Annotated in this window: 28 protein-coding genes; 8 read left to right on the top strand and 20 right to left on the bottom strand. The window is 66.3% G+C overall.

The window, feature by feature from the left end; all coding sequences use genetic code 11:
* Positions 1-28: 28 nt before the first annotated feature.
* Positions 29-1045, top strand: coding sequence for an asparaginase (locus ACZYZ4_RS12010; RefSeq protein ID WP_463861122.1), 1017 nt, complete (start codon positions 29-31; stop codon positions 1043-1045).
* Between the two features lies 1 nt (position 1046).
* Positions 1047-1424 carry a sterol carrier family protein gene (locus tag ACZYZ4_RS12005; protein WP_463861120.1) on the top strand — a complete coding sequence of 126 codons (378 nt, stop codon included), beginning with the start codon at positions 1047-1049 and terminating at the stop codon, positions 1422-1424.
* A gap of 38 nt (positions 1425-1462) precedes the next feature.
* Here the strand turns inward: ACZYZ4_RS12005 and ACZYZ4_RS12000 are convergent, their stop codons facing one another.
* The 3 genes from ACZYZ4_RS12000 to ACZYZ4_RS11990 form a co-directional block, all read right to left on the bottom strand.
* On the bottom strand, positions 1463-2176 hold the full coding sequence (locus ACZYZ4_RS12000; RefSeq protein WP_463861118.1) for an HAD family hydrolase: 714 nt from the start codon (positions 2174-2176) through the stop codon (positions 1463-1465).
* Complete coding sequence (locus tag ACZYZ4_RS11995; RefSeq protein ID WP_463861116.1) at positions 2173-2469, bottom strand: hypothetical protein; 297 nt, start codon at positions 2467-2469, stop codon at positions 2173-2175. Before ACZYZ4_RS11995 ends, ACZYZ4_RS12000 begins: the two co-directional genes overlap by 4 nt.
* 115 nt (positions 2470-2584) lie before the next feature.
* Positions 2585-4396, bottom strand: a complete 1812-nt coding sequence (locus tag ACZYZ4_RS11990) for a glycoside hydrolase family 15 protein (protein ID WP_463861114.1) — start codon at positions 4394-4396, stop codon at positions 2585-2587.
* A gap of 132 nt (positions 4397-4528) precedes the next feature.
* Between ACZYZ4_RS11990 and ACZYZ4_RS11985 the strand changes: the two genes are divergently transcribed.
* Positions 4529-5260 (top strand): DUF72 domain-containing protein, encoded by a 732-nt coding sequence (locus tag ACZYZ4_RS11985; protein WP_463861112.1) that lies wholly within the window; start codon positions 4529-4531, stop codon positions 5258-5260.
* A 68-nt stretch (positions 5261-5328) separates the two neighbouring features.
* Entirely contained in the window at positions 5329-6411 is a 1083-nt protein-coding gene (locus ACZYZ4_RS11980; RefSeq protein ID WP_463861111.1) for an App1 family protein phosphatidate phosphatase, read from the top strand.
* 27 nt (positions 6412-6438) lie between these two features.
* On the opposite strand, the gene ACZYZ4_RS11975 is transcribed toward ACZYZ4_RS11980, so the two are convergent.
* Positions 6439-7980 carry a GH1 family beta-glucosidase gene (locus tag ACZYZ4_RS11975; RefSeq protein ID WP_463861109.1) on the bottom strand — a complete coding sequence of 514 codons (1542 nt, stop codon included), beginning with the start codon at positions 7978-7980 and terminating at the stop codon, positions 6439-6441.
* A gap of 97 nt (positions 7981-8077) precedes the next feature.
* Between ACZYZ4_RS11975 and ACZYZ4_RS11970 the strand changes: the two genes are divergently transcribed.
* The gene (locus tag ACZYZ4_RS11970; protein WP_463861107.1) at positions 8078-9460 is read left to right on the top strand and encodes an AAA family ATPase; all 1383 of its coding nucleotides are present in this window, start codon (positions 8078-8080) and stop codon (positions 9458-9460) included.
* On the opposite strand, the gene ACZYZ4_RS11965 is transcribed toward ACZYZ4_RS11970, so the two are convergent.
* The 3 genes from ACZYZ4_RS11965 to ACZYZ4_RS11955 all read right to left on the bottom strand — a co-directional run bounded on the left by ACZYZ4_RS11965 (position 9452) and on the right by ACZYZ4_RS11955 (position 10744).
* The gene (locus tag ACZYZ4_RS11965) at positions 9452-9829 is read right to left on the bottom strand and encodes a hypothetical protein (RefSeq protein ID WP_463861220.1); all 378 of its coding nucleotides are present in this window, start codon (positions 9827-9829) and stop codon (positions 9452-9454) included. The two genes, ACZYZ4_RS11970 and ACZYZ4_RS11965, sit on opposite strands and share 9 nt — an antisense overlap.
* A gap of 61 nt (positions 9830-9890) precedes the next feature.
* Positions 9891-10244, bottom strand: a complete 354-nt coding sequence (locus ACZYZ4_RS11960) for a J domain-containing protein (RefSeq protein ID WP_463861105.1) — start codon at positions 10242-10244, stop codon at positions 9891-9893.
* Positions 10245-10318: 74 nt separating this feature from the next.
* Positions 10319-10744, bottom strand: a complete 426-nt coding sequence (locus tag ACZYZ4_RS11955; protein ID WP_463861219.1) for an Hsp20/alpha crystallin family protein — start codon at positions 10742-10744, stop codon at positions 10319-10321.
* A 133-nt stretch (positions 10745-10877) separates the two neighbouring features.
* Here ACZYZ4_RS11955 and ACZYZ4_RS11950 point away from each other — a divergent pair, with 133 nt between their 5' ends.
* A complete protein-coding gene (locus ACZYZ4_RS11950; RefSeq protein WP_463861103.1) occupies positions 10878-11204 on the top strand; it encodes a MerR family transcriptional regulator in 327 nt (108 codons plus the stop codon).
* Positions 11205-11218: 14 nt separating this feature from the next.
* Here ACZYZ4_RS11950 and ACZYZ4_RS11945 read toward each other — a convergent pair whose 3' ends face one another.
* Together ACZYZ4_RS11945 and ACZYZ4_RS11940 are read right to left on the bottom strand one after the other, a co-directional pair.
* On the bottom strand, positions 11219-11527 hold the full coding sequence (locus ACZYZ4_RS11945; protein WP_463861101.1) for an MmcQ/YjbR family DNA-binding protein: 309 nt from the start codon (positions 11525-11527) through the stop codon (positions 11219-11221).
* Between the two features lies 1 nt (position 11528).
* A complete protein-coding gene (locus tag ACZYZ4_RS11940; protein WP_463861099.1) occupies positions 11529-12311 on the bottom strand; it encodes a phosphatase PAP2 family protein in 783 nt (260 codons plus the stop codon).
* Between the two features lie 110 nt (positions 12312-12421).
* Here ACZYZ4_RS11940 and ACZYZ4_RS11935 point away from each other — a divergent pair, with 110 nt between their 5' ends.
* A complete protein-coding gene (locus tag ACZYZ4_RS11935; protein WP_463861097.1) occupies positions 12422-13543 on the top strand; it encodes a DNA alkylation repair protein in 1122 nt (373 codons plus the stop codon).
* A 24-nt stretch (positions 13544-13567) separates the two neighbouring features.
* On the opposite strand, the gene ACZYZ4_RS11930 is transcribed toward ACZYZ4_RS11935, so the two are convergent.
* Genes ACZYZ4_RS11930 through ACZYZ4_RS11915 form a run of 4 tightly spaced genes read right to left on the bottom strand, consistent with a single transcriptional unit; the run spans position 13568 to position 16820 of the window.
* On the bottom strand, positions 13568-14413 hold the full coding sequence (locus ACZYZ4_RS11930) for an NYN domain-containing protein (protein ID WP_463861096.1): 846 nt from the start codon (positions 14411-14413) through the stop codon (positions 13568-13570).
* 57 nt (positions 14414-14470) lie between these two features.
* On the bottom strand, positions 14471-15493 hold the full coding sequence (locus tag ACZYZ4_RS11925; protein ID WP_463861094.1) for a sugar kinase: 1023 nt from the start codon (positions 15491-15493) through the stop codon (positions 14471-14473).
* Positions 15490-16182: a bifunctional 4-hydroxy-2-oxoglutarate aldolase/2-dehydro-3-deoxy-phosphogluconate aldolase gene (locus ACZYZ4_RS11920; RefSeq protein ID WP_463861092.1), complete on the bottom strand. Its 693-nt coding sequence runs from the start codon at positions 16180-16182 to the stop codon at positions 15490-15492. Before ACZYZ4_RS11920 ends, ACZYZ4_RS11925 begins: the two co-directional genes overlap by 4 nt.
* Complete coding sequence (locus ACZYZ4_RS11915) at positions 16176-16820, bottom strand: enolase C-terminal domain-like protein (protein ID WP_463861090.1); 645 nt, start codon at positions 16818-16820, stop codon at positions 16176-16178. Before ACZYZ4_RS11915 ends, ACZYZ4_RS11920 begins: the two co-directional genes overlap by 7 nt.
* Positions 16821-16828: 8 nt before the next feature.
* Between ACZYZ4_RS11915 and ACZYZ4_RS11910 the strand changes: the two genes are divergently transcribed.
* Positions 16829-17392, top strand: a complete 564-nt coding sequence (locus ACZYZ4_RS11910) for a FadR/GntR family transcriptional regulator (protein ID WP_463861088.1) — start codon at positions 16829-16831, stop codon at positions 17390-17392.
* 65 nt (positions 17393-17457) lie between these two features.
* Here ACZYZ4_RS11910 and ACZYZ4_RS11905 read toward each other — a convergent pair whose 3' ends face one another.
* The 7 genes from ACZYZ4_RS11905 to ACZYZ4_RS11875 form a co-directional block, all read right to left on the bottom strand.
* Positions 17458-19296: a S8 family serine peptidase gene (locus ACZYZ4_RS11905; RefSeq protein ID WP_463861086.1), complete on the bottom strand. Its 1839-nt coding sequence runs from the start codon at positions 19294-19296 to the stop codon at positions 17458-17460.
* A gap of 206 nt (positions 19297-19502) precedes the next feature.
* A complete protein-coding gene (locus ACZYZ4_RS11900; RefSeq protein WP_463861084.1) occupies positions 19503-20375 on the bottom strand; it encodes an NAD-dependent epimerase/dehydratase family protein in 873 nt (290 codons plus the stop codon).
* Complete coding sequence (locus ACZYZ4_RS11895; RefSeq protein ID WP_463861082.1) at positions 20372-20962, bottom strand: adenylate kinase; 591 nt, start codon at positions 20960-20962, stop codon at positions 20372-20374. The genes ACZYZ4_RS11900 and ACZYZ4_RS11895 overlap by 4 nt, the downstream gene beginning before the upstream one ends.
* A 144-nt stretch (positions 20963-21106) precedes the next feature.
* The gene (locus ACZYZ4_RS11890; protein ID WP_463861081.1) at positions 21107-22345 is read right to left on the bottom strand and encodes a hypothetical protein; all 1239 of its coding nucleotides are present in this window, start codon (positions 22343-22345) and stop codon (positions 21107-21109) included.
* Complete coding sequence (locus ACZYZ4_RS11885) at positions 22342-22848, bottom strand: hypothetical protein (protein ID WP_463861079.1); 507 nt, start codon at positions 22846-22848, stop codon at positions 22342-22344. Before ACZYZ4_RS11885 ends, ACZYZ4_RS11890 begins: the two co-directional genes overlap by 4 nt.
* A 1-nt stretch (position 22849) precedes the next feature.
* On the bottom strand, positions 22850-23692 hold the full coding sequence (locus ACZYZ4_RS11880; protein WP_463861077.1) for a hypothetical protein: 843 nt from the start codon (positions 23690-23692) through the stop codon (positions 22850-22852).
* A 90-nt stretch (positions 23693-23782) separates the two neighbouring features.
* Entirely contained in the window at positions 23783-24241 is a 459-nt protein-coding gene (locus ACZYZ4_RS11875; protein ID WP_463861075.1) for a hypothetical protein, read from the bottom strand.
* Positions 24242-24503 lie beyond the last annotated feature (262 nt).

Raw genomic sequence — 24503 nt, 5'->3', positions numbered from 1 at the left:
TCGACGATTCCGCCCATAGACTGGCAACATGCCGCACAACCCGCATTCCACGTTCACCGTGGACTCCGCCGTCGAACTCGCCGTTGTTGAACGAAGCGGTTTTGTGGAGTCCCGGCACATTGGCTCCGCCGTCGTACTGTCCGCCGACGGGTCCGTCGTCACCGAACTCGGCGACATCAGGACCCCCCTGTACGCACGGTCCGCGCTCAAACCGCTGCAGGCCTTGGCGTCCATGCAGTCCGGAGTTCCCCTGCGCGGCGCGCAGGTGGCGCTGGCCTGCGGCAGCCACGTGGGCTCCCTGGACCATATGGATGTGGTGGAGGGAATGCTTCAGGCCGCCGGCGTCCGGGAGGACCAGCTGCAGTGCCCCGCCGCCTGGCCCAAGGACGAGACGGCCCGCAACTGGCTGGTGCGTTCCGAACGCGGAAAGTCGAAGCTGGCCTTCAACTGCTCCGGGAAGCACGCCGCCTTCCTGTGGGCCTGCACGGAAAACGGCTGGGACACACACAGCTACCTTGAACCGAACCATCCCCTGCAGCAGCGCGTCCGCAGCGTGATCGAGGAATACGCCGGCGAACGGATCGCGCACCTGGGCATTGACGGGTGCGGCGCACCGGTGGCCGCCATCTCGCTGACCGGGCTGGCCCGCGCATTCTCGATGCTGGCCAAAGCGCCGGGCGACAAGAACTCCAACGCCCGCGCCGCCACCATCGCCACGTCCATGCTCGACTACCCGTGGGCCGTCCAGGGCCGCGGCGAGGCCAACACCATCGTGATGGACGAACTGGGCATCATCGCCAAGATCGGGGCCGAGGGCGTCCTGGCCATGGCCACATCCCAGGGTGTCTCGGTGGCCATCAAGATGCTGGACGGGAACCTGCGCGCCACCTCGCTGGTGGGCCTGACCCTGCTCGCGGCCGCAGGGGCCGTGGATATCCCGGGTGTCTCCAGCGTCCTGGAGAAAGTGGTGGATCCGGTGATGGGCGGCGGCCACCCGGTGGGCAAGATCCGTCTGGGTCCGGCCGTGTCCGCGCTCCTGGACTGACATGGCTGTAGCACGCCGTCGGATCGGTATTGAAGAAGGCACCGCGGCACTGGCAGCGTGGCAGGAAGCCGCCGCATCGCCGTCGGACGTTCCACTCCCCCGCAACGTCACCGCCATGGCAGTGCGGTACACGCTGGAGGAAGTGACCGCGCGGGCGCCGGGGAATTCGGTGGAGGTGCGGGTACCGCCGTTCGGCGTCACCCAGTGCGTGGCGGGCCCCCGGCACACCCGCGGGACTCCGCCCAATGTGATCGAGTGCGACGCCGCCACCTGGCTGGGCATGGTGACCGGCCAGTTGAGCTGGGCGGACGCTGTCGCGGCGAGCAGGGTGTCCGCCTCCGGTCTGCGCGCGGACCTCTCAACCCTCCTGCCCCTCTAACCCGCCTTCCGTGCGGAGCCCGACGCCGAACTCGAGCTTCAGGCATCCGGCAACGTCAGCAGCCTGCCAATGGCGCTTGCCTGCAGGTTGTCCAGGAGGTCCCGGGGCCCGTCGTAGACCTCGGCCGCGCCGGCCTCGCGGAGTTCGGCGGCGCTGGTCCCGCCGCAGGTGACACCGATGGCGGGGATGCCCAGCGCGGCAGCGGCCTGCATGTCCCACACGGCATCGCCCACATACACGGCGCCGGCCGCGGCCACAGAAACAGCTTCCAGCGCCGCCACCAGGATGTCCGGGGCGGGTTTGCTCGCCTTCGCATCGTTGGCACTGGTGGCGGCATGGATGAACGAGTCCGCACCGAGAGCTCTGCGGTTGGCCGCCAGATCCTGCGTTCGGGCCGATGATGCCAGGGCGACGGCGAGGCCACCGGCGTGGCACTGGGCAAGCAGCTCCTTGGCGCCGTCGAACGGACGCAGCGACGGCCAGCTCTGGGCGAAGATCGCTGCATGGCTGGCCAGGATATCGGCATCGGCGTCCCTGTCCCGGCCAGCGGGCAGCAGGGTGTCAACCAACCTGTCGCCGCCCATCCCGACGCAGCGGTGGATGGAGGCCATGGGCACGTCATGCTGGTGCTGGCGGAAGGCCTGCCACCAGGCCAGCGTGTGGATGTACGCGGAGTCCACCAGGGTCCCGTCAACGTCAAAAAGAACACCTGACCGCCTCCCGCGGACCAGGGCATGGCTTTGGGTGATCATCCCCTGACGGTTGAGCGTCCGGTACTTGTCAACTTCTTGCCCCGGCGGGCAGCGTTCTCTCTAGGAGGCGACGCCGAATGGATCCGATCCGGGATGACCGATCCAGTGCCACTGCTGCTGCAATCCCGGATCAACCCCGTGCCGGCGATCTCGCGCGCCATGGCAACCCCGGCCACCGCTGCGCGCTTCGTGGGAAAGGTCACCGAGATAGCCATCAGGCTCCCCGAGCCATCCAGCATCCGCACCCGGTAGCCCCCGTCAGGCGCCTCCACAAGTTCAAAGTAACCGGCCATTACAACCACCCCTCGTCAGTCGCGGCGCTGAGCCTGTTTAGGAACGCTCCGCAAGTATTAGTAAGTCTACTTATCTATCCTTCGGAGGTGAAGGGCGGGCCGGCCCCCAAGGCCTTCATTGCCCTACCCTCTCTGTCTCCGGAGGAATAGGTGTGTCACTTCGGCGAACTGTATCCTGATGCAGCTCGAGAGCGCTTGTCACAAGCGCGAAGTGGCTGAACGCCTGGGGCGTATTGCCCAGCTGCCGCCCCGCACTGACGGCCCATTCCTCGCTGAGCAGGCCCACATCGTTGCGCAATTCCAGAAGTCGTTCAAAGAGTTTTGTGGATTCCTCGGCGCGGCCCGCGCCCAGGAGCGCCTCCACCATCCAGAAAGAACACGCCAGGAACACGCCCTCGTCTCCCGGGAGTCCGTCGTCGCTGTCGGCGGGACGGTAGCGCAGGACAAAGCCGTCCTCCGTGAGCTCGCGCTGGATCGCGTCGATGGTCCCGAGCACCCGGGGATCATCCGGCGGCAGGAAGCCCACCCGGGGGATCAGCAGCAGGCTGGCGTCCAGTTCAGGCCGGCCGTAGGACTGCACGAAGGTGTTGCGGGCAGGGTCGAAGCCGTTGGCCATGACGTCCCGGTGGATGGTGTCGCGCAGCGCCTCCCACCGTTCCACAGGGCCGGGCAGGCCGAAGTCGCGCACGCCCGTGACCATCCGGTCTGCAGCCACCCAGGCCATCACCTTGGAATGCGTGAAATGACGCCGCGGCCCGCGCATCTCCCAGAGCCCGTTGTCCGGCTGATCCCAGATGGTCTCCAGGTGTTGCATCAGGGCAACCTGAACGTCCCAGGACTCATCCGTATGTTTCAGCAGGGAGTTCCTGGTCAGCGCAAGGCAATCCAGCACCTCGCCCCAGACGTCCAGCTGAAGCTGCTCCGCGGCGCCGTTGCCGGTCCGTACCGGTTTCGAATTCTCGTACCCGGCAAGCCACGGCAGTTCCATCTCCGGAAGCCTGCGTTCGCCATGGATCCCGTACATGATCTGCAGGTCGGCCGGATCGCCCGCCACAGCACGGAGCAGCCAGTCACGCCAGGCGGCAGCCTCGGTGGTGTAGCCGGCGGCCAGCAGCGCCTGCAGCGTCATGGTGGCGTCCCGCAGCCAGCAGTAACGGTAGTCCCAGTTGCGGGGACCGCCGAGCTGTTCCGGGAGGGACGTGGTGACGGCAGCGACGATGCCGCCGGTGGGAGCGTAGGTCAGCGCCTTAAGGGTCACGAGCGAACGGACCACGGCATCCTGGTATTTGCCTTTGACGGTGCACTGGGTCGCCCAGCCGCGCCAGAAGGCCAGGGTTGTGCCCAGCACCATCTCGGCGTCCACTGTGTGGGGGCGGGGAACATGGCTGGGTGCCCAGGTCAGGACAAAGGGCACCCGCTCCCCCGCCTGGACCGTGAAGTCACTGACGGAGTGCAAATTCTCGCCATGGAGGGGCGCCTTGGTGACAAAGTAGACGGCGTCGGGGCCGGCGATGGCATGCAGGCCGTGTTTGTCCCGCCGCACCCAGGGAACGATGTGCCCGTAATCGAACCTCAGCGCCAGTTCGCCGCGCATCCTGACGCTTCCGCTCACTCCTTCCACGATCCGCACGATGTCCGCCACCTCGTCACGTGGCGGCATGAAGTCAATAACCCTGACAGTGCCGTCCGGGGTTTCCCATTCTGTTTCCAGGATCAGGGTCCCGTCCCGGTAGCTGCGCCTGGTGCAGGTGCCGCCACTCTCGGGTGCCAGCAGCCATCGTCCGGCCTCCGGCGTATCCAGGAGCGCGTTGAAACATGCCGGGGAGTCGAAGCGCGGCAGGCAAAGCCAGTCGATGGAGCCCTCGGTGCTGACGAGGGCGCCGGTGTGGAGGTCCCCAACAACTGCATAATCTTCGATGCGCGCCATTCCCATACACTGCCACAAGGATGGCCCCGGCAGGTGAAGATGCGGCAAAGCACAGCGGTGTAGCCTGAATTGACGGCCGGTCCACGACACCGGAGGCACCATGATCCACACTTCCCCGGGCAACAGCTGAGCATGGCGGTTCATATCGGCACCTCCGGCTGGAGCTATGACCACTGGGAGAACGTGCTGTACCCCCCGGGCCTCCCCGCCCGCGACAGGCTCCAGCATTACGTCTGCCGGTTCGGCACCGTTGAGCTGAATGCCAGCTTCTACCGCTGGCCGCGGGACACCTCGTTCGCCAGCTGGCGGCGCAGGCTGCCGGACGGTTTTGCGATGTCCGTCAAGGCCCCGCGCGGCCTGACCCACGGGAAGAAGCTGTACGCCCCGGAAGTCTGGCTGGAGCGTATTGCCCGCTGCTGGCATGAACTGGGCGATAAACGGGCCGTCCTGCTCGTCCAACTGCCTCCACAGCTGGAACGCGATGATGCCCGGCTGGACTACTTCCTGGCCGCGGTCCCGTGGTGGATCCGGGTGGCCGTGGAATTCCGGCACCCCAGCTGGGACCATCCGGATGTCTATGCCCTGCTGGAACGGCATGGGGCCGCCTACTGCATCATGAGCGGCGCGCAGCTGCCCTGCAACCTCCGCGCCACGGCGCCCTTCGTCTATATCCGGCTCCACGGGCCGGACCATCAGCACCTTTACGGCGGCTCCTACTCCGACACGGACCTGCAGTGGTGGGTGGACCGCATCCGCGAATGGTCGGCGGCCGGCAAGGACGTCTATGCCTATTTCAACAACGACGGCGGCGGGAACGCCGTGCGGAACGCCGACACCGTCCGCCGGCTCCTTGGTGAAGGCTGACGTCACGCAATACCGCGGGACCGCATGACGTGCCCAACGCGCGGCTGCGCTGTGGCAGAGTGGTAGGCATGGACAGGGCTCCTCAGAACGCACCGCAGAACACTCCGCACCCAGCACCAATGTCCGGCACCCAGCTTTTCCGTCTGGCGCACCGGATCTCCGACGCCGTCAACGGCGTCCGCGTCCGCCTCGCCAAGCGCTGGAACTTCACGCCGCAGACCATTGCGTACCAGGGCTACGGTTCAACAGGTTGGGTACGCGTGCTTGGCCGCGTCTTGTTGACCACGACCCCGGCCCCGGGCAGCCGGGCAGAGCACGCAGCCCGCAACGGCACGCAAAACGTCCGCGGCTGGCGGGCCTTCACCAGCGTTCCGGTGCAGTTCATCGAGGTGGAAATTACCATCGGCGGCGTCACCACCCGAGTCCAGGCGGACCGGGGCGGGCTCATCGACACCGTGGTGGACGTGCGGCTCTCGCCGGGCTGGCACACCGCCGTTTTGCGGGCTGACGGGACCGAACCCGTGGATACGCTGATCCGAGTGATCGAAGCCGACGCGAAGTTCGGCATCGTGTCCGACATCGACGACACCGTCATGGTCACCGCACTGCCCAGGCCGTTCCTGGCACTCTGGAACACGTTTGTGCTCAGCGAACGGGCACGGATGGCCACGCCGGGGATGGCGGTCCTGCTGGACAGGCTCACCCTTGAACACCCGGACGCACCGGTCATCTACCTGTCCACGGGTCCGTGGAATGCTGCCCTCACCCTGGCGCGGTTCCTGAACCGGAACATGTATCCCTCCGGCGCCCTCCTGCTCACCGACTGGGGCCTGACCCAGGACCGCTGGTTCCGCAGCGGGCAGGAGCACAAGCACCGCAACCTGGAGCGCCTCGCCAAGGAATTCCCGGACATGCGCTGGCTCCTGATCGGCGACAACGGCCAACACGACGAACAGATCTACTCCGGCTTTGCACAGGAAAACGCCGACAAAGTGGCCGCCATCGCCATCCGGCAACTCTCCGTCAGCGAGTCCGTCTTCGCCGGCGGGCACTCCGAGGGCGGCGACCACACCACCTCGGTGGTGCCGTGGATCTATTCACCGGATGGCGCGGGAATGGCCAAACAGCTCAGGGTCCTAGACCTGCTTTAAGACTGCGGGGCCCGTGGCCACGACAGGCTAGGCGGTGGCACCCGAGGCGGTCACGCCGTCGTCGGGCGCTTCCATTGCGTCAGGTTCCATCGCCTGCGCGACGGCGGTGCTCGCGGCCGCGGCAAGGTTCCGCTCCTCGATGAGCTCCTGAAGCCAGAAGTAGGACGCCTTCGGCGTGCGCTCCAGGGTCTCGAAATCAACATGGAGCAACCCGAACGGCTGATTATAGCCTGCCGACCATTCGAAATTGTCCATGAGCGACCACACATAGTAGCCCCGCAGGTCAATGCCCTCTGCGTCACCGCCCGGGGCCGTGGCCTTCAGCGCTGACTCGATGTGGTCCGACAGGTATTTCAGGCGCCGCTCGTCCGGGATGAGGGCGGTGTTGGTGGACTTGTCGCGGACGATGATGTCCTCGAAACTGGCCCCGCCCTCGGTGATGATCACCGGCGGCAGATGCGGGTACCGCTCCGCCATTTCCTTCAACGCCACCGCCATGTACTCGGGCTTCACCGGCCAGCCGTAGGAGGTGATGTCCGCTTCGGGCCAGGCCACGACATGGAACGGCGTGGAGCCATTACCGGCCGCACTCAGGTCACTGCCCATGGCCTCCGCCATGCTCGCCGGCACAGCCCCTTCACCAGGACCGAAAGCCACCTTCGTGGGCATGTAGTAGTTCAGGCCGTAGAAATCCAGCGGCTGGGAGATAATCTCCATGTCCTCGTCCGGGTGGTCGAACGAGCCGAAGAACTTCGCGGCGCGGATGAGATCCGGATACTTGCCCGTCAGGACGGGGTCCGCGTACAGCCGGTTCTGTGCGATGTCCATCAGCCCGGCACTGATCCGGTCCAAGGGGTTGATGGAGTTCGGGACCATGGGCGAGTACACGTTGGTCATCCCGATCTCGCCCGGGACCCCCGCTCCCCGCAATGCCTGCATCGCGAGCCCGTGGCCCAGAAGCTGGTGGTGCACGGTGGGCAACGCGTTGAGCATCAGTGCCTCGCCCGGCGAATGCAGGCCCATGGTGTAGCCGTTGGTGCTGACCGTGGCGGGCTCGTTGACGGTTACCCAGCGGGCGACCCGGTCGCCGTACGCAGCAGCGGCGATCGCGGCGAACTCCCCCAGGCGGTAGGCGGTATCGCGATTCATCCAGCCGCCGGCGTCGTCCAGTGCCAGCGGAGTGTCCCAGTGATAGAGGCTGACCATGGGCGAAATCCCGTTGGCCAGGAGCTCGTCCAGGAGCCGGTCGTAGAAGTCCAGACCGGCAGGGTTCACCGGGCCACTGCCGTTGGGCTGGATCCGCGGCCAGGACAGCGAGAACCGGTACGAGTCGACGCCCAACTGCTTCATGAGGGCCACGTCGCCGGGCATGCGGTGATAGTGGTCGCACGCGACGGCCGGGCTATGTCCGTCCACGATGGCGCCCTCCTTGGCCGAAAACACGTCCCAGCCCGCCGGGCCCCTGCCGTCTTCGGTGAGCGCGCCCTCGATCTGGAAGGCTGCAGTGGCCACCCCCAGCGTGAAGTCCGCAGGGATGAGGGCGGCCAGGTCTTTGGCGGAAATATGCATGGATTCAGTCCTTCATGACCGAGAAAGCGTGGAACGGGTACGTCCCAGAATGGCACACGGGAGCGGGGCTGACGAGGGCCCCTGCTAGGGTCTGTGCATGGATGAAAAACTGGGGAAGTTCATCGACGATTTTTCCGAGCTCGTTCAGCTGGCCCAGACCGGAAACCACCGGCAGCAGGCGGGCAAGCAGCTGCTGGAAGCATTAACGGAGCACCTGGGAGAGCCGGCCGAAGGCCTCTCCGTGGTGGTGGAAAACATCCCGCCGCACCGGTTTGTGGACGCGGACATCCTGATGGCCCAGTTTGCCGGTCAGGATCCGGACAGCCGACTGGTGGGCATCGGCGGCGCCCAGCGGCACCACCAGTCACTCAGCGACATGGTGCAGGAATCGCAGCTGTTTCCCCAGTTTCCGCTATCCCAGCCCGACTACACAAACCTTGCCGTAGGACCTGGTGCGCAGCGCCAAGCGGTGGCGATTGGGCTCTGGCTCTTTATCTACGAAGGGCACCGGCTGGCAGTGCTGCAGCGCGACGCGGACCCGCGGACGGGGCGCCAAACCGCCACCTTGGAAGTGCTGGCCACCGGGCCGCGAACAGCCACGGAATTCCTGGCGGAGTTCCGCCTTCGGATGGACAACAACAGCGTCCTCAAGGGGCAGGTCATCTCCCTGGTCATGTCCGAGTATGGGCCGAGCACCGCGGGCGTGACGTTCCACCACCGCCCCAGCCTCCCGGCGTCGGACGTCATCATGCCCGACGGACTGCTGCAGAAGGTTGCGGACCACACCGTGGGGATCGCCACGCACCGGGCGTCCCTTAAGCAGCACGGACAGCACCTCAAACGCGGCATCCTGCTGTACGGCCGGCCCGGGACCGGCAAGACGCACACCGTACGGCACCTGCTGAGCCAGAGTGAAGGCTCGACGGCGATCCTCCTCTCGGGCGGTTCGCTCGCCAGGATCTCCGAGGCGGCCCGTATGGCCCGTGCGCTGCAGCCCTCGATTGTGGTGCTGGAGGACTGCGACCTTATTGCCGAGGACCGGAGTTTCGGGCACGGGCCCCAGCCTCTGCTTTTTGAGGTGCTGGACGCCATGGATGGCCTGGATAACGACGCCGACGTCGCGTTTGTGCTCACCACCAACCGGCCGGACATGCTGGAGCGGGCCCTGGCGCAGCGCCCGGGCAGGGTGGACCTCGCGGTGGAGATCCCGCTGCCGGCCCATGCCGAGCGAGTCCGACTGCTGGAACTGTACGGCCGCCTGGTGGCGTTCAGCCCGGCGGCACTGGATGCTGCCGCGGAACGGACGGCGGGAACCACCGCATCCTTCGCCCGGGAACTGGTCCGCCGGGCTGTGGTGGCCGCGGCGCTGGAAGATGCACCGGTGTCTGATTCCCATCTGGGGGCGGCGGTGGAGGATCTGCTGGCCGACGCCGAAACCCTCACCCGCAGCCTGCTGGGCAGCGGTGACGTCTCACTGTGAGCCGAAGAGGAACTCCTTGGCGTGCGCCACGGCCTTCCGGAAAGCATCGTTCCGGAGCGTGACGAGTTGCTCTGTGTCGCCGTCGGCCGGCTCCAGGTAACCGGTGTATCCGGGCCGGAGGACCCAAATATCGCCGGCGGGCGGAAGGTAGAACACTCCAAAGGACCGCTGCTGTTCGTCCTGGGCGGTCCATACCGGGACCACTGCCAAGGCCGCGCCGGTGTTCGGGTTGATCCACTGAGCCCGCGGTAGCGGCTCCTCATACGCTTCCGGGTCCAGGAACGGTGCAGTGTCTTCACCCCACCGCTGTTCAAAGCGTTCGTGGAACGCAGGAATCAGGTGGGAGTCGTAGCGGCGCCACTCGTTCATTCTTTCCTCCGCCTCCTCGCGGTCTTGGCTGTCAACGGGGTCCATCCATGGAGCCCCTCCATCACCGCCACGGCCCGCTTTCCCAGCGCACCGGCGTGACCCTCATGCTGGTGCCGGTTGGGATCCCGCGGCTGCGTATCTTCCGGACCGGAATGACGGTCGGGGCGGTGCCCGACGCCTTCGCTTCCACGCGATTCCGGTCGTAGGCGGCGCGCCGCGCCGGGTCGCGGAGGACGGCGAAGGCCTGCATGATCTGCAGCAACTCGCCATCCTGACTGTCGCGGTCACATGTTGTGCCGCCGTCGACGTCGGGGTGGTGGGTGCGCATCAGCGCCCGGTAGGCATGGGAGACCTCCTGCTGGCTGGCCGCGGGTTTCAGCCGCAGGGCGGCGTAGTAGTCGGGCTGGCTGGTCATGGCGGTACGTCTCGGTAGTTCTGACCGGAAAGGTGCAGGGGCGCCGGCCAGAGCCGGCGCCCCTGGGTCCGGATCTACTTTCCGATCTCGTGCAGGGACCCCTGCTTGTTTTCGATCTCGATCTTGCGCGGCTTAGCCTGCTCCGACACCGGGATGCGCAGCGTCAGGACACCCTGGTGGTAGCTGGCTTTGATGTTGTCCGCGTCCAGCGTGTCACCCAGGATCAGCTGGCGGCTGAACACTCCGCGCGGACGCTCTGAGGCCACCAGCTCCACATTGGGCTGCGTGGGATCCTGGCGCTCCGCCCGGACAGTCAGTATGTTGCGCTCAACGTTGAGGTCCACGGAATCGACGTTGACGCCCGGGAGGTCGAACGCCACCACGAACTCGCCATCTTCCTGCCAGGCGTCCATGGGCATGGCGGCCGGCCGGGCTGCGGTTCCGAAGACCTGCTGGGTGAGCCGGTCCAGCTCACGGAACGGGTCCGTACGCATCAACATCATTTCCCACTCCTTCAGTTGAGATGTTGAATCCAGTTCATCTACCCACCATCGGTTATATGTGCTGGTGGATATAGATTTTTTATAGCACTCGTGCAAGACTGATGCAACATCACGGGGAGGGAATTTTAGAGTGGACGCGGTCAGTGGAACACCAGGACAGAAACCGGGTCCACGGGCCGGGCAGGCACTCTATGCCATCTCTGTGGCGGCAAAGCTGACAGGAACCGGGCAGCAGAACATCAGGCTCTACGAGACCAAAGGCCTGATCCTCCCGGAGCGAACGGCCGGGGGCACGCGTCAGTACAGTGATGCCGACGTCGCCTTGCTCCTGTATATCGGGGAACTCCTGGCCCAGGGGCTCAATCTGGCCGGCATCGCCAAGGTCCTGGAGCTCGAGGCAGCCAATGCCGAACTGCACCGCGCGCTCAAACGCTCCAGGTCGCGTCCGGACAAGTAGCGTCCTGCAGCCGGTCAGGACCTGCGCCCGCCCGCCAGCCGGTAAGACTCCTCCAGCAATTCCGCCAGTTCCTCGGTGCCGATGAGGTCCAGCCGGACCAGCACGAGCTGCGGCGAGCGTTCGTGATGAGGTGTCCAGAAGAACGTTGCCGGATCGGTGCCGGCCAGGGCCTCGCGCTCGTCGCTCTTGACCGTCAGCACGCCCTCTTCCCAGATCCTGGCCATCAGGGTCTTGGCGAACCAGGCGGGCTGGTTCCAGCTGCTGCGCTCCGTGACGCCGGACAGGGCCAGGCACATCCTCCGGACGTCCGCCTCGGTTGCCATGTCAGCTAGTCTCCCGGGGCGTCCCTTTGGAAAGCTCACCGGTGATCCGCTCACCCGGAATCCGGGCAGTCCGCCAGGTATCCAGTGCCATTGCGGCACCAAGGATCACCAGGGACAGGGTGACCGAGGCCAGCGCATCGCTGAGCCAGTGATAACCGAGGTAGAGGCGGCTTAGGGCGGCAAGGACGATGCCGATGCCCGCGCCGATGAAGCCGATGACGGCCGACCTCGGGTGTTCCCGTCTCGAAAAGACCAGGAAGGCTGTCACCAGCAGGAAGTCGCAGGCACCCAGCACATGGCCGGACGGAAACGAGAACGTGTGGTCGGCGCCGAACAGCATGAGCTCCACCGGCGGGCGTGAGCGCTTGACGATCGCCAGGATGATCTGCGAAATCAAGACGCCGGTTAGCATGGCTGCGGCGAGGACGATGGGCCGCCACGCGTGCTTGGCCGCGAAACCCCAGACCACCGTCACTACCAGAACGATGATGGGAAGGGCCACGGGACCGAAGATCACGGCGAGGAAGATCATCACGGCTGTGAGGGTTTCTGACCGGAGCGAAAGCAGCCAGTCGCGGGTGGATTCGTCCGGGGCCCAGGGCGCGGTGTTGCTTTGCAGCACGCCCACAAGGGTAGCGATGAACAGAAGGGCACCTACGCCGATGAGCACAACAGCCATGCGGTAAAGGCCCTTTCGGGCGGCCGGTTCCATGTAGCGTTCCTCCACCACGAACTTGTCATGGAAGGTCCGCCAAAAACTGTTCTTTCGCGCCTGCTCTGCCACCGTGTTTCCGTCCGTGCCGTTGAGGAATGCTTAGGGTGAAGATTATCCCTTCTGCGCGGGGTTGGCCTCCCCCCACCGCGCCTGTGAGCGTGCCGGGGTAACCTGACTCAATGGGCGCGATGAATGAGCTGATCAACCGGCAGGGCGTAGAAACACTGGCCCGGATCCTGGCGGAGGCGGCTCCCGGATCCGAGTGGCCGTCGGTCGCTGCTGCCGCCGCGCGTTTGGATGAGCTGAGCCTGCGGGGCCGGACGGATGCGGTGACCGGAGCGTTGCTGGCGGACATCCGGCAGCATCCGGATCCGGGATATCCGACGGCGGCACGCATCTTCCGGAGCGCCCTTTCCGAAGCCGGTTTCACGGGTTGGATCCTCTGGCCGGTTTCCGAGGCCGCCGTCACGCTGGCTCTTGAATCAGATGCCGACCCGGATCCCCGCCGCGACTTTGACGACTGCCTGGCCCTGCTGGCCGAACTGACCCCGAGACTGACCGGCGAGTTCGCCATCCGTCGGCTCCTGGCGGCGGACCTGGAGCGTTCACTGCAGGTTATCCAGGCCTGGACCGGCCATCCGGATGAGCATGTCCGCCGGCTGGCCAGCGAGGGGACGCGGCCTTACCTCCCTTGGGCGGTGCGGGTTCCCGCCGTCGTTCTTAGTCCGGAGGCCTCCCTCCCAATCCTGGACGCGTTGTACCGCGACCCCTCGGACTATGTGCGGCGCTCGGTCGCGAACCATCTCAACGATCTTGCGCGGCACGCGCCCGGGCTGGTGGTGACGACGGCGGAGCGCTGGCTTCGCGCCCCGGACAGCAACACAGCCTGGGTGGTCAGGCACGGCCTGCGGACCCTGATCAAGAACGCGCACCCAGGAGCGCTGGCGTTGCAGGGGTTCGTCCCGGCCTCGCTCGCTGTAACGGGGCCACGGCTAGCCCGGAACTCGGTGGCCATGCCGGGAGAACTGGACTTCGACTTCGAGATCGCCAACACCGGGAACGGCGATGCCCGGCTCGCCATTGATTACGTGGTCCACTACGTCAAAGCCAACGGCAGGCAATCGGGAAAGGTCTTCAAGATCGCGGCACTCACGCTCGCCGCCGGTGAGACCCGCACGTTGTCGAAGCGTCATGCCTTCCGGCAGATGACCACGCGAGTGCACCACCCGGGGGTCCACGCGCTGGAGCTGCAAATCAACGGGATCCGGCACGGGCACGCCGAGTTCGAACTGCACCTCTGAGCGTGGCGGTGCCGTAATTCCCGTCTACTGGCTGGTGGCCGCCGCCAAAGGCTTGGCGGTTTTCAGGCCACAGCATTCCTCGACAAACTTCGTGAGAGTGGCGAAACCGAACGTTCTGTAGGTGACGTCGGGCCAACGCTTGCGCAGCAGCGTGCCCAGCCGCGGCGCGTTTACCTGGCCATTGACCCACAGGGTTGGATCCTCCTTCACGAGGGCATGGACGCTGGCCCGGTACAGCTTGAACTCCGGGTGGTCTGCTGGGGCCATATTGGCGGGCACAGCTTTCTTGGCGGGGGCAGCCTTCTTGGCCGCAGCCTTTTTGACTGCAGGCATCGTGATCGCTGCAGGGGCGCTGATTGCCACCGGCGGCGGTACGTCGATCACGTGAAAGTGATCCGCCACCGACGGGAGCAGCTTGTTGACGGTGCCGGCCGCCGGCTGCGACGTGGTGGCCACGAGCGACCGTTTGCCCAGTGCGTGGAGGCGGCGGATCAGCGGCACATAGTCGCCGTCGCCGCTGACAATCACAAAGAGTTCAATCCAGGGCATGTCCGCCGCAACTTCCAGGGCGTCCACCACCAACTCAATGTCGGCGGCGTTCTTGGTGCTGTGGTCAAACGAGAAAACCTGGACGGGTTTGATATTGCTGGCCAGCAGCTGGTTTTTGTACCCGGTCATGTCCGGCCGCGACCAGTTGGCGTATGCCCGGGCAAGGGCCATCTGACCGCCGAGTCCGCTGCTGACCACTTCAGCTTCAATGTCCCGGACAACCTTGGCGAGGGGCACCGCCGACACGTGGTTCCCGTATCCGCCGAACAGGTTCTCCATGTCCAGAAAGATGGCAACGTTCCGCTTCTGCTGCACTGGCACCGAACCGTCCTCCCCAAGCGAATAGTAAACAGAGCCTATCTCCCACAGGGCGCCGGATCAGTGAAAGGCCACCATGGCGCCGGAAACGCCGCTACCGCTGGGTCGTTCCGCTGACGGTGGCGCCCAGCATTGCCAGCTCGGCTCGGCTGGGCAGGCCTCCCCAGTCGCCGGCGGTGCTGACGGCGAAAGCCCCCATAACGGCGCCCCGATGCAGGCGGCCGGCAACGTCCTCGCCGTCGAGCAAGGCAGAGAGGTAGCCGGCGGTGAAGGCATCCCCGGCCCCACGGTATCTATGCTTGTCACCGTGACGGCTGGCGCCTCGAACCGTCCGGAGGCGGTGTGGACGCCGGCGCCGGCGGCACCCCGTTTGACCACGACTTCCCCGACCCCCTGCTCCAGCAACGAGGCAGTGAGCGCGGTTTCGGCGTCGTCGTTCCCCAAGGACTCGGAGCTGCCACAGCGCGAGGCGGCGGATGCCACAAGGTCCAGTTCGTCGTCGGACGCTATCAGGATGTCGACGTGCCGCGCGATGGGGCCCAGCACGGCACGCGCCTCGTCCCGGGACCAGAGCCGGCCGCGGTAATTGACGTCGAGTGAGACCACCACACCGTCGGCAGCGGCACGCTCGGCGGCGTATTCAAACGCCTTCCGGGCTGAGGGGCTGAGGGCGGGGGTGATGCCGGTCAGGTGCAGCACGCGCGGGCCGCCAGCGAGGGCACTGTCGACGTCGTCCCGGCTGACGGTGGAACCGGCCGAACCCGAACGGTAGTAGAAGGCCCGGGTGACGTCCGCGGTCCGCTGTTCGAGGAACATCACGCCCGTGCTGCGGGACTGGTCCACCCGGCACTGCGTCCCGATGCCCTCGGAGCGCAGCTGCCGCAGGATGTATTCGCCGTGCGGATCGGCACCAACTGCACCGGCCCATGTGACGCTGTGCCCAAGCCGGGCGACCCCCACCGCGACGTTCGATACGGCACCGGCCACATGCATGGCCAGGCTGCCGCCGGCGGACAGCGGCCCGGCGGACCGCAGCGACACCATGGATTCGCCGAAGGTCAGAAGGTCGACGGCGGCGCTCACCGCACGCCCGCTGCGGCGGTCCGGCGGGCAAAGGAGTCCGCCAGGTCCACAAACGAGCGGGCCCGCCCACGCATCGGGGCGAGGTCACCGCCGGAGCCAGCCTCACCGAACAGCGGCCCGCCGAGCCCGACGGCGATCGCCCCGGCTTCCCAGTAGCCCGCCGCTTCGTCAAGGCCCACTCCGCCCACCGCGATGAACGGGATCCCGGGGAAGGGATCGCGCAGCGCCTTGAGGTAGCCGGGGCCGCCGATGGAGGCGGGGAACAGCTTGATGGCTGTGGCCCCGGGGTTCATCGCTTCGTACGCCTCGCTGGGCGTCAGGGCCCCGGCCAGGACCGGGATTCCCTGCCGCGCCGATTCGTGGATGGATGCAGCCAACGAGGGCGTCACCATGAACTGGCCGCCCGCCTCGGCGACGTTGTCCACGTCCTGCGCGGTCAAAACGGTTCCGCCGCCGACGTAGCAGCCCGCCGGTGCCGCAGCGCGGACCTCCCGGATGGCCTCCAGCGCCCCCGGCGTGGTCAGCGCGATTTCGACGAAGCGGACCCCTTCCGCCATCGCGGCGAGGGCAGCCTTCGCGGCGGCCTTGCCGTCCGTGCCGCGCACGATTCCCACGAGCCGCGCCTCGTGGATTCCGGCCAGCAGGCCTTCGGGCGTGATGTCCGTGCTGTCAGAAATGTTGTTTACCATTCTGCAAACGCTCCGTCCGAGTGGCGCCAGACCGGCCCGCGCCAGGTGTGGCCGCGCTTGTCTGCCGCGCGGACCACGGCCTCGTCGATTTCAATGCCGAGGCCGGGACCGGTCAGCCGTTCAATGTGGCCGTCCACGAACTTCAGCGGCGACTTGTCCACCACGTAGTCCAGGACTTCGGCGCCCTGGTTGTAGTGGATTCCGATGCTCTGTTCCTGGATCAGGAAGTTGGGCGTCGCAAAGCCCACCTGCAGGCACGCTGCCAGGGCGAGCGGCCCCAGCGGGCAGTGCGGGGCCAGCTGGACGTCGTAGATTTCCGCCAGCGAGGCGATCTTGCGGACCTCGGTGATGCCGCCGGCGTGCGACAGGTCCGGCTGGGCCACGGCAATGCCGGCCTGCAAGGCGGGCAGGAATTCCTGCCGGCTGTAGAGCCGCTCACCGGTGGAGACCGGCGTCGTGGTTGAGGAGGTGAATTCGCGCAGCAGGTGCGTGTTTTCCGGAACCACAGGTTCTTCGAGGAAGAACGGCCGGTACGGCTCCAGCAGCGGCGCCACCCGCCGGGCGTTGGCCAGACTGAAGCGGCCATGGAAGTCCACCGCCACATCGCGGTGATCCCCCAGCACCTCGGGTTCTTTCATCCAAGGGCATGCTGGCATCCCGCAGGCGGTTCGGCACCGTGGTGCAACCCGAAGAGGCCTGGAACCTTTACGATCCCCAGGTAATCCGCTGGCGGCTGGCCTCGTCCCGGCGGCTGGAGCAGCTGCAGGCCCTCAACGAACTCCGCGGCGCGATCGAACCGCAGGCCGCCCGGCTCGCGGCCGAACGGGCGTCCTGGGATGCTGGCAGCGATCTGGTTTCCTTGGCCGCGCGGCTGTGGTCCTCCGGCCAGCGCGGCGACAGCGACGAATTCCTCCGGCTGGACGTGGAGTTCCATGCGGCGGTGCTCCATGCCTCAGGCAACGCCATGCTTGCCCAGCTCCAGAATCTTGTGGCAGAGGTCCTCACCGGCCGCACCGAACATGGCCTAATGCCGCACCTGCCGCAGCACGAGGCGCTCCAGCTCCACGTGGACGTGGCCAGCGCCGTCCAGCGCGGTGAGGCCACCGCAGCCCATACTGCCATGAGCAGGATTGTGGAACAGTCCACCGAGGAGATGGGCCGTATCTGGTCCAAGCATCACACGGCGAGGGCACCAGACTCATCCCCATGACGGGTCAGGGAGTCCGACGGCGGCAGTCACCTGCCGCCGTCGGACTCCCCTTCCTTGCCTAACGGTTAGAACGAACCGGTGGTGAACTGCCACGTCTTGGTGGCCAGCTGATTGCCGGCCAGGTCACGCACGCCGGCCGCGATTCCAATGACGGTGACCGTGTATTTGGTCTTCGCGGAAAGCGTCATTTGGGGATCAAGGATCCACTGGTTGGTGCTGCCGTTGCGGAACACCGCCGCCGGGACCACTGCCCCGGTGGCGGCGTTCTTCACCGTGAAGGTGCCGGTGCTGACGCCCTGGACCGGCTCGCTGAAGGTCACCGAAAGGTTGTTGTTCCGCCTGACCAGGATGGAGTTGCTGCCGGGCGTGAACCCCGTGACAGTGGGCGCCGGGCCGGTGGTAAACGTCCAACTCATGCTGGCCAACGGCGTGCCTGCGGCGTCCCGGATGGCGGTGGAATCGCCCACGAGCGTGGCAGTGAAGGTGCCATCCGTGGCCAGGTTAGCGGACGGATCGAGGGTGGCCGTCTTTGTGGACGCGTTGTAGCTGACTGTTGCCGGGATGGCGGAGCCGGCGGCGTTCCGGAGCACAAATGATCCGGCGCCAACCCCTTGGACCGCAGTGCTGAACGTGGCGGTCACGTTGCTGGCCAGCGGGACCGCCGTCGAATTCGCGCCGGGTGATTTGGCGACAACAGTGGGGGCCGGCGCAGGTGCGGGTGCTGGCGCAGCCGGCGCCGTGGCGTACAGCAGGCGGTTCGGCGTGCCCGCTCCGGCGCCCGTGATGACTCCGGCGGTAGCGTTCGAGGTCAACGCCGACGCGACCTGGGACGGGGTGAGGGACGGGTTCTGCGACAGTAGCACCGCCGCGGCGCCGGCCGTGTGGGGCGCTGCCATGGACGTGCCGGACATGGAGGCAGTTGCCGTGGACGAAGTGTAATACGCGGAGGTGATGCCGACGCCGGGGGCATACAGATCCACGCAGGAACCGACGTTTGAGAAGGAAGCCTGACGGTCGGCGGAATCGCTGGCCGCCACCGTGACCGCAGCAGGGAGCCGCGCCGGCGAGCTGCCGCAGGCGTCCGCGGCAGAGTTACCGGCGGCAACCACTGCAGTGACGCCGTCGTTGATGACACCCTGAAGCGCGGAATCCACCGCCGAACTGGCCACTCCGCCCAGGCTCAAGTTGACCACGGCGGGCGCTCCAGCGGCGTGGTTGGCGGCGATCCAGTCCAGGCCTGCCACCACGTCGGAATTGAAGCCGGAGCCGGTACAGTCCAGGACCCTGACGGGGACAATCGTCGCCGCCTTGGCCACGCCGTAGGTGCTCCCGGCCACCGTTCCGGCCACGTGCGTGCCGTGCCCGTTGCAGTCGCCGGAGCCGCGGCCATCGGCCACGGCCGTCCAGCCTGCTGCCACCCGGCCGGCAAACTCGGTATGGGAGGCGAGCACGCCGGTGTCCACCACGTACGCGCTGGCTCCGGCGCCGGCGGCGGTCCAGGTGTAGGAACCGGAGAGCGGCAGGGCCCGTTGGTCCACCCTGTCCAACCCCCATGGCGCGGGCTGCTGCGTCGCGGAGAGGGTGATGGGGGCGTCCACCTCTATGGATGCGACGCGCGCCGAGCGGGACAATGCCGCGGCTTGCGCCGGCGTCGCGGTAACCTCGGCGCCGCGCAGGGCATGCGTAAAGGATCGGCCGACGCCGAGGCCCTGGGACTTCAGCCGTGCTGCCTCGGCAGGGACGTCCGTTTCCGCGGCGTAGCGGACCAGGTAGCGGACGCTTGCCTCGTTGCCGGCCGGTGCAACGGCCGGTTCAACGGCCGCGGCGGGCAGGCCCGAGGCGGTCAGGGCCACCGCACAAATCAGCATGGTGGCAGCGGGCAGCACAAAACGGAAGGTGCGCATGGTGGGGTCCTAGCATGGCGGTCTGGACTGTTACTGGCGGCAGAAAATCCCCGCCCATGACCAGATTAGGAGCCCGCCACCCACCGCGACCGGGAACTGAGCCGATCCTGCGCCAACCCTGCGGCGTCTGCGGAAATCCTGAGGGACCGCCCTCCTCAGTGGCCTGACCTCGGTTTCACTTTTCCGTGGTTCAGTCTTCGGCGGCTTCAGTCCTCCGTGGGCGTGGTGCGGTTCGAGTGGTATGAACGCCACGTGTGTTCAGGCTCGAATCCCAACAGGCGCTTGGCCTTGTCGATGGACAGCATGGTCTCGTGTTCGCCCAGCTCCCTGGTCACCGTGACGTTGGGGAATACCTCCGCGGCAAGGCTGGCGCTGGAACGCGTCATGACGGTGTCCGCGTTCGCGACGATGAAAGCCTCGAATCCGGGCTGGCCGTTTTCCAGCGCACGAGCCACAGCCTGCGCGCCGTCGCGCCCGTCGATGTAGCCCCAGAGGTTCCACTTGCGCAGCGTGGCGTCAGCATCGAACGACGGGAACCGTTCGTAGTCCTCAGGGTCCATAACGTTGGAGAACCGCAGGCCCGTGATGCTCAATTCCGGGTCCCAGCGCGTCAGCTGGATCGCCATCTGCTCCTCGAGGTGCTTCACCAGTGAATACGTGCTTTCCGGACGGGCCGGGTATTCCTCATCCACCGGGATGTAGGGAGGGTCGACGTCGAACGGCAGTCCCAGCACCGTCTCACTGGAGGCATAGACCACCTTCTTGATCCCGGCCCGCCGGGCCGCCTGGAAGACGTTGTAGGTGGAGAGCATGTTGTTCTCGAACGTAGCGGCATCCGGACTCATGCCCGGCGCCGGAATGGCTGCCAGGTGGACGATCGCGTCGAACCCGGAGTGCCGGTCGTCGAGACCCAGGAGCACGTCAAGGACTTGGCCGTAGTTGCGCAGGTCCACAACGGCCAACCCGCGATGCCGCTCCCCCGCACGGTCCAGGTTCAGCACCTGGTGGCCGTCGTCGGTCAGCCTGCGGACCACATGCCGTCCCAGTTTTCCGCTTCCGCCGGTCACTGCAATTCTCATGGGGACATCCGGGCGGCCAGGAACTTTTCGACGGCGGCAATGGCGCGTGTGGTGATGGCGCCGGGGTTACCGCTACCGTCCACCGAAACCACCACGCCCCGGCCGGCGTAGACCGACACGACCTCGTGGGTTTCGCGGTGGTAGAGGTCCAGCCGGTGCCGGAAGACTTCGATGGTGTCGTCCTTCCGGCCCTGTTGCTTGGCCCGCTGCAGCATCCGCTGCTCAAGTTCGGAATCCGGTGCGCGGAGTTCCACCACGGCGTCGAGGCGGTGGCCCTGGGAAGCCAGTATGTTATCGAGTTCCATGATCTGGGGAGCTGTACGTGGGTATCCGTCCAGCAAGAAACCGGGCTGCAGGTCGGCGTCGAGGAGCCGGTCCTTGACCATGGCGTTGGTGAGATGGTCCGGCACAAATGCGCCGTCGTCGAGATACTTGGCGGCCTCAAGGCCCAGCGGTGTCTCTTGGCTGACATTGGTCCGGAAGATTTCGCCCGTGGATACGGTCGGGATGTTGAAGTGCCGTGCGATGCGCACTGCCTGGGTGCCTTTCCCCGATCCGGGCGGCCCGATGATGAGCAGTCTGGTCATGTTCCTGTCCCTCCGCGGCGTCCTTGCCGGCTGGTCTCGGGTCCACCGTTGGCAGCGCCAAACGTGTGCCTCATTCTGCCCATAAGTCGCAGCACAACGCCAGCCTCCGGGAGGGCACCTGGAGGCTGGCGTTGGATTGGGGGGTTAGAACCGGGAGTTGGACCCGGCGAACGGCGCAGTAGGCAGGAGGTTGCCAACGCTGTCCGTCAGCCCGAAGGGCGGAGTGTAGGTTGGCGTGACGTTCCCGGTCTTCGATTCCGGAATGCCGCCAGTCAAACTAACAAGGGTGACGGTGAGTTGACGTGTGCCAGAGTTCCACGTCAGAGACGAATTGAACGTCAGAGCACCTCCCGCAGAGTAGCTACTGCTCAGTGCCACCGACCCGAACCTGACAGAAGGGCAGCCAGGGTCGGTCGCGGCGAAGCTCAGGGCGTTGCCAGCGCCGATAGTGACGGTACCGTACACCGTCTGGCTGCCGGAAGTGTTCGTCCAATTGCCGCAAATGGTCGAGGGAAGCAGCGGCTCCGAGAATGTCAGCACGGCCTTGTCGCCAGGGTCAGGCGTGAACTGGGTTCCGCCGTTGGAGAGGGAAACACTCACTACGGCGGGTGCCACCGCGTCCTTGGTCGACGTCGCAGTTCCAGGATCGCTGACGTTGCCTGCCGCATCAGTTGCCAAGGCCGTGTAGGTGATCGTGCCATTGTTGAACGACGTCAGGTTGAAGTTGGCAGCCGTCCACTGGCCGGAGCTGTCGGCAGTCAGCGTCTGCGAGGACGTGTGTGCAGCTCCTGCATCCCTGACGGTAACGGTCACGGACGAGCCAGCTTCTGCTGTTCCGCTGACTGGGACGCTGGTAACGTTCGCGATGTTCACGATCGCGGGAGCGCTGATCGTCGGCGCGGTGGGCGGTGTCGTATCCGCGGCCGTGACACCGGCGCTGCGGGCACTTTCCACCCCAGTCCACGCTGCCAGAACCGGAGTCACCGTGTAGTACCAGGTGCCCGCGGGCAGTTCAGCCTCGCTGCAGGTCAGCGTAGCGATGGTTCCCGCGCAGGCTCCGCCGGCGGCAACCTTGGCACCGCCGGTCGCCGTCGAGTAGCGGGCAACGGTGTAGCCGGAGACCGGCCGGCCCGCCGCCGTCGTGCTTTGCGTCCAACTGACCGCCGCGGCACCTCCCGAAGTGGACGCCGTGGGCGCGGCCACCCCAAGGATGGAATCGGCCTTGGCACCATGGGCGTAACTGCTGAGGGTTTGCCAGTAGGCGTTGGCGGCCGGGGCGCCCCAGGAAATGACGAGTGCCGCCGCCACAACGCCGGCAATGCGGGCCCTCCGGAGCGCCCGCGGCTGCCGCGCAGGTTGCAGGTTCTGGATGGGGCGGTTCATTTCCGTGCCTCCAAAGTGAGGGGCAAACTGAACGTTGCGCCCTGGCAGCCTGACGATGACGCCGCGGACATGGCGGCGGCGCCCGGCAGTGTGATCTCCACGGACGAGTTCGCCGGAATGCTGACTATTGGGGCCAGCGGAGCCTCAGGCTCAACGAAAGTCACGCCCGTGGTGGTGCAGCCAGGGTGGTTGGCGTCGGCCGTCGCCGCCCCGTTGCTGCGGATGGCGTAAACCTGCACGGCGTAATCGTTGGGGTTGTGTGCCCGGACCGCAACATCGGCGGTGCCGCCCGGGACCAGGGTGTTCTGCGGGCTGTCGCCCGCCACGAGTGCCTCTACAGTGACGGCGGCCATGGTGCCGTTGGCGGCGGCACCCGATCCGGCACCCACCGTGGCCCAGTAGGCGTACGCTCCGCCCACTCCCGTGGCGAGGCAGAGGGTGACGGTTGCTGCCGCAGTCCTGGCAGCCAGCCGTCGGGAGGTGGTTTTCGTTGTGTGTGTCATGTCAGTTCCCCTCTCCTGCTCCGGAGTAGGAGAACTGGAGGGTGGCGCCCTTGCAGCCGTCCTGGTTCAGCGCGGTGTCGAGCATGGCGATTTTGGGCCACAGTGCGGGAGCGATGCCGAGTGATTGGAGCGAGCTGGACCCTGAAGGGACCGTGAACGGATAGGGGCCTGCGTAGTTGGTCACCACGTAGTCCGAGGCCGCGCAGGGAAGCGCTGCAGCCGCTGCCGCCTGCGTCCGGGTGATGCCAGTGATGGCGACGGACAGGCTGGTCAGCGCCAGGCTCTTGTTGTTGGGATTAGCAAAGGAAAGATTCAACGGATAGGTGGCTCCCGGAGTGAGCTGCGTGCCCAGATTCCCGGAAATGGTGAAGGTCTTCTTGGACGACTGGACGTGGAGCTGGACCACGACGGCGGCGGCCTGGCTTGCGCCGGCGGCCGTGGCGATGGTTAGGTCCGCTTTGCCGTCCGGAGTGGTTGCCGACGTCGCCACCGTCAGTGTGACGGTGGCCGTTTTGCCCGATGCGAGAGTGACCGACGCCGGTGCGAAGGCCGCCGTCGTACTGGCCGGCAGGCCCGAAACAGTGGGGGTGACGCTGCCGCTGAATCCGTTGGTGGAGGTCAGGGACACCGAATAGTTGACCGGGTCGCCTCGGTCAACCGTCCGGCTGGAGGGATTCACTTGGATGGTGACGCCCTTTGTTTTGTTGCCTTGGCTCCCGCCCTGGCTGGCCGCGAAGATGGTGCCCGCCGAAACGAGCATCACCACAAGACCCACCAGCAGCACCTTCGCTACGGTGGTGGTTCTCCGCATGGCTGTGCGGAAATACCCAGAATCATTCTGCACGTTCAGCCCTTCTGGCCAGATCTGAATGGAGCGGGAGGAGGTGGAATTCGCCAGCGGGAAGGTTCTGCTCCTTCCCGCCGGCGAAGCTTCTTATTCGCTGGTGACGTTAACCGTGATCACTGCGGACTTGCAGTCATCCTGGTTGTCGGCGCTGTCATTAAACGTAAGGGTTCCGCTACCCACGGCGGTGCCGGTCGAGTTTGCGGCCACGAGAGAGTTGCTGGTGACTGCGGTGACCGCAAACCAGGAGGCCAGGCAGTTGTCCGGATCACTGGTGGTCACGGTGGCGGACAGCACCCCCACCTTGGTGCTGGTGTTTGGGTCGGCATTGTCTGCCGTGTAGCCCACCGCCCGGGAGTCTCCAGGTGTGAGTCCGCCGGTGAAGTTCGCGTGCAGGGTCACAGTGCCGCCGCCTGCCGAGTTGGTTGCGGTACCGGAGCCGGTGCCGACGGTGGTCCAGTAGGCATAGGCAGCGCCGCCGCCGCCCGCCACCAGGGCCAATGCACCGGCTGCTGCGAGGACCCGATTCTTCTTAGTCATCTTGCGCATGAGTGAGACTCCTTTTTGGCTGGGGGTAAAGACAGATGCTGAGACGCACAGCCATCGGGCACCACTCAGGGACCTTGCTTCCGGCTGATCGATGACGCCCATACTTCCCGGCTCCGGTGATCCCAACAACGCGTAGCAGTACTGGACTTTTGCGGACCTCCCCGGCCACGACCTCTTGGATGAGGGGCAGGGTACTCAGTTTTCGTCGGCCAGGCGGGAGGTGTCCGACGCGCCGGGACTCTTCGTGGGAGGGTTCATGAAC

It is taken from the genome of Pseudarthrobacter adonitolis, assembly GCF_055412845.1.
This window is presented reverse-complemented; position numbering and strand designations above follow the sequence as displayed.

Excerpts from the sequence above, each read along its gene's own strand:
- ACZYZ4_RS12010 (WP_463861122.1), top strand. The coding sequence starts at position 29 with ATGCCGCACAACCCGCATTCCACGTTCACCGTGGACTCCGCCGTCGAA.
- ACZYZ4_RS12005 (WP_463861120.1), top strand. The coding sequence starts at position 1,047 with ATGGCTGTAGCACGCCGTCGGATCGGTATTGAAGAAGGCACCGCGGCA.
- ACZYZ4_RS12000 (WP_463861118.1), bottom strand. The coding sequence starts at position 2,176 with ATGATCACCCAAAGCCATGCCCTGGTCCGCGGGAGGCGGTCAGGTGTT.
- ACZYZ4_RS11995 (WP_463861116.1), bottom strand. The coding sequence starts at position 2,469 with ATGGCCGGTTACTTTGAACTTGTGGAGGCGCCTGACGGGGGCTACCGG.
- ACZYZ4_RS11990 (WP_463861114.1), bottom strand. The coding sequence starts at position 4,396 with ATGGCGCGCATCGAAGATTATGCAGTTGTTGGGGACCTCCACACCGGC.
- ACZYZ4_RS11985 (WP_463861112.1), top strand. The coding sequence starts at position 4,529 with ATGGCGGTTCATATCGGCACCTCCGGCTGGAGCTATGACCACTGGGAG.
- ACZYZ4_RS11980 (WP_463861111.1), top strand. The coding sequence starts at position 5,329 with ATGGACAGGGCTCCTCAGAACGCACCGCAGAACACTCCGCACCCAGCA.
- ACZYZ4_RS11975 (WP_463861109.1), bottom strand. The coding sequence starts at position 7,980 with ATGCATATTTCCGCCAAAGACCTGGCCGCCCTCATCCCTGCGGACTTC.
- ACZYZ4_RS11970 (WP_463861107.1), top strand. The coding sequence starts at position 8,078 with ATGGATGAAAAACTGGGGAAGTTCATCGACGATTTTTCCGAGCTCGTT.
- ACZYZ4_RS11965 (WP_463861220.1), bottom strand. The coding sequence starts at position 9,829 with ATGAACGAGTGGCGCCGCTACGACTCCCACCTGATTCCTGCGTTCCAC.
- ACZYZ4_RS11960 (WP_463861105.1), bottom strand. The coding sequence starts at position 10,244 with ATGACCAGCCAGCCCGACTACTACGCCGCCCTGCGGCTGAAACCCGCG.
- ACZYZ4_RS11955 (WP_463861219.1), bottom strand. The coding sequence starts at position 10,744 with ATGTTGATGCGTACGGACCCGTTCCGTGAGCTGGACCGGCTCACCCAG.
- ACZYZ4_RS11945 (WP_463861101.1), bottom strand. The coding sequence starts at position 11,527 with ATGGCAACCGAGGCGGACGTCCGGAGGATGTGCCTGGCCCTGTCCGGC.
- ACZYZ4_RS11935 (WP_463861097.1), top strand. The coding sequence starts at position 12,422 with ATGGGCGCGATGAATGAGCTGATCAACCGGCAGGGCGTAGAAACACTG.
- ACZYZ4_RS11920 (WP_463861092.1), bottom strand. The coding sequence starts at position 16,182 with ATGGTAAACAACATTTCTGACAGCACGGACATCACGCCCGAAGGCCTG.
- ACZYZ4_RS11915 (WP_463861090.1), bottom strand. The coding sequence starts at position 16,820 with ATGAAAGAACCCGAGGTGCTGGGGGATCACCGCGATGTGGCGGTGGAC.
- ACZYZ4_RS11910 (WP_463861088.1), top strand. The coding sequence starts at position 16,829 with ATGCTGGCATCCCGCAGGCGGTTCGGCACCGTGGTGCAACCCGAAGAG.
- ACZYZ4_RS11905 (WP_463861086.1), bottom strand. The coding sequence starts at position 19,296 with ATGCGCACCTTCCGTTTTGTGCTGCCCGCTGCCACCATGCTGATTTGT.
- ACZYZ4_RS11900 (WP_463861084.1), bottom strand. The coding sequence starts at position 20,375 with ATGAGAATTGCAGTGACCGGCGGAAGCGGAAAACTGGGACGGCATGTG.
- ACZYZ4_RS11895 (WP_463861082.1), bottom strand. The coding sequence starts at position 20,962 with ATGACCAGACTGCTCATCATCGGGCCGCCCGGATCGGGGAAAGGCACC.
- ACZYZ4_RS11890 (WP_463861081.1), bottom strand. The coding sequence starts at position 22,345 with ATGAACCGCCCCATCCAGAACCTGCAACCTGCGCGGCAGCCGCGGGCG.
- ACZYZ4_RS11885 (WP_463861079.1), bottom strand. The coding sequence starts at position 22,848 with ATGACACACACAACGAAAACCACCTCCCGACGGCTGGCTGCCAGGACT.
- ACZYZ4_RS11875 (WP_463861075.1), bottom strand. The coding sequence starts at position 24,241 with ATGCGCAAGATGACTAAGAAGAATCGGGTCCTCGCAGCAGCCGGTGCA.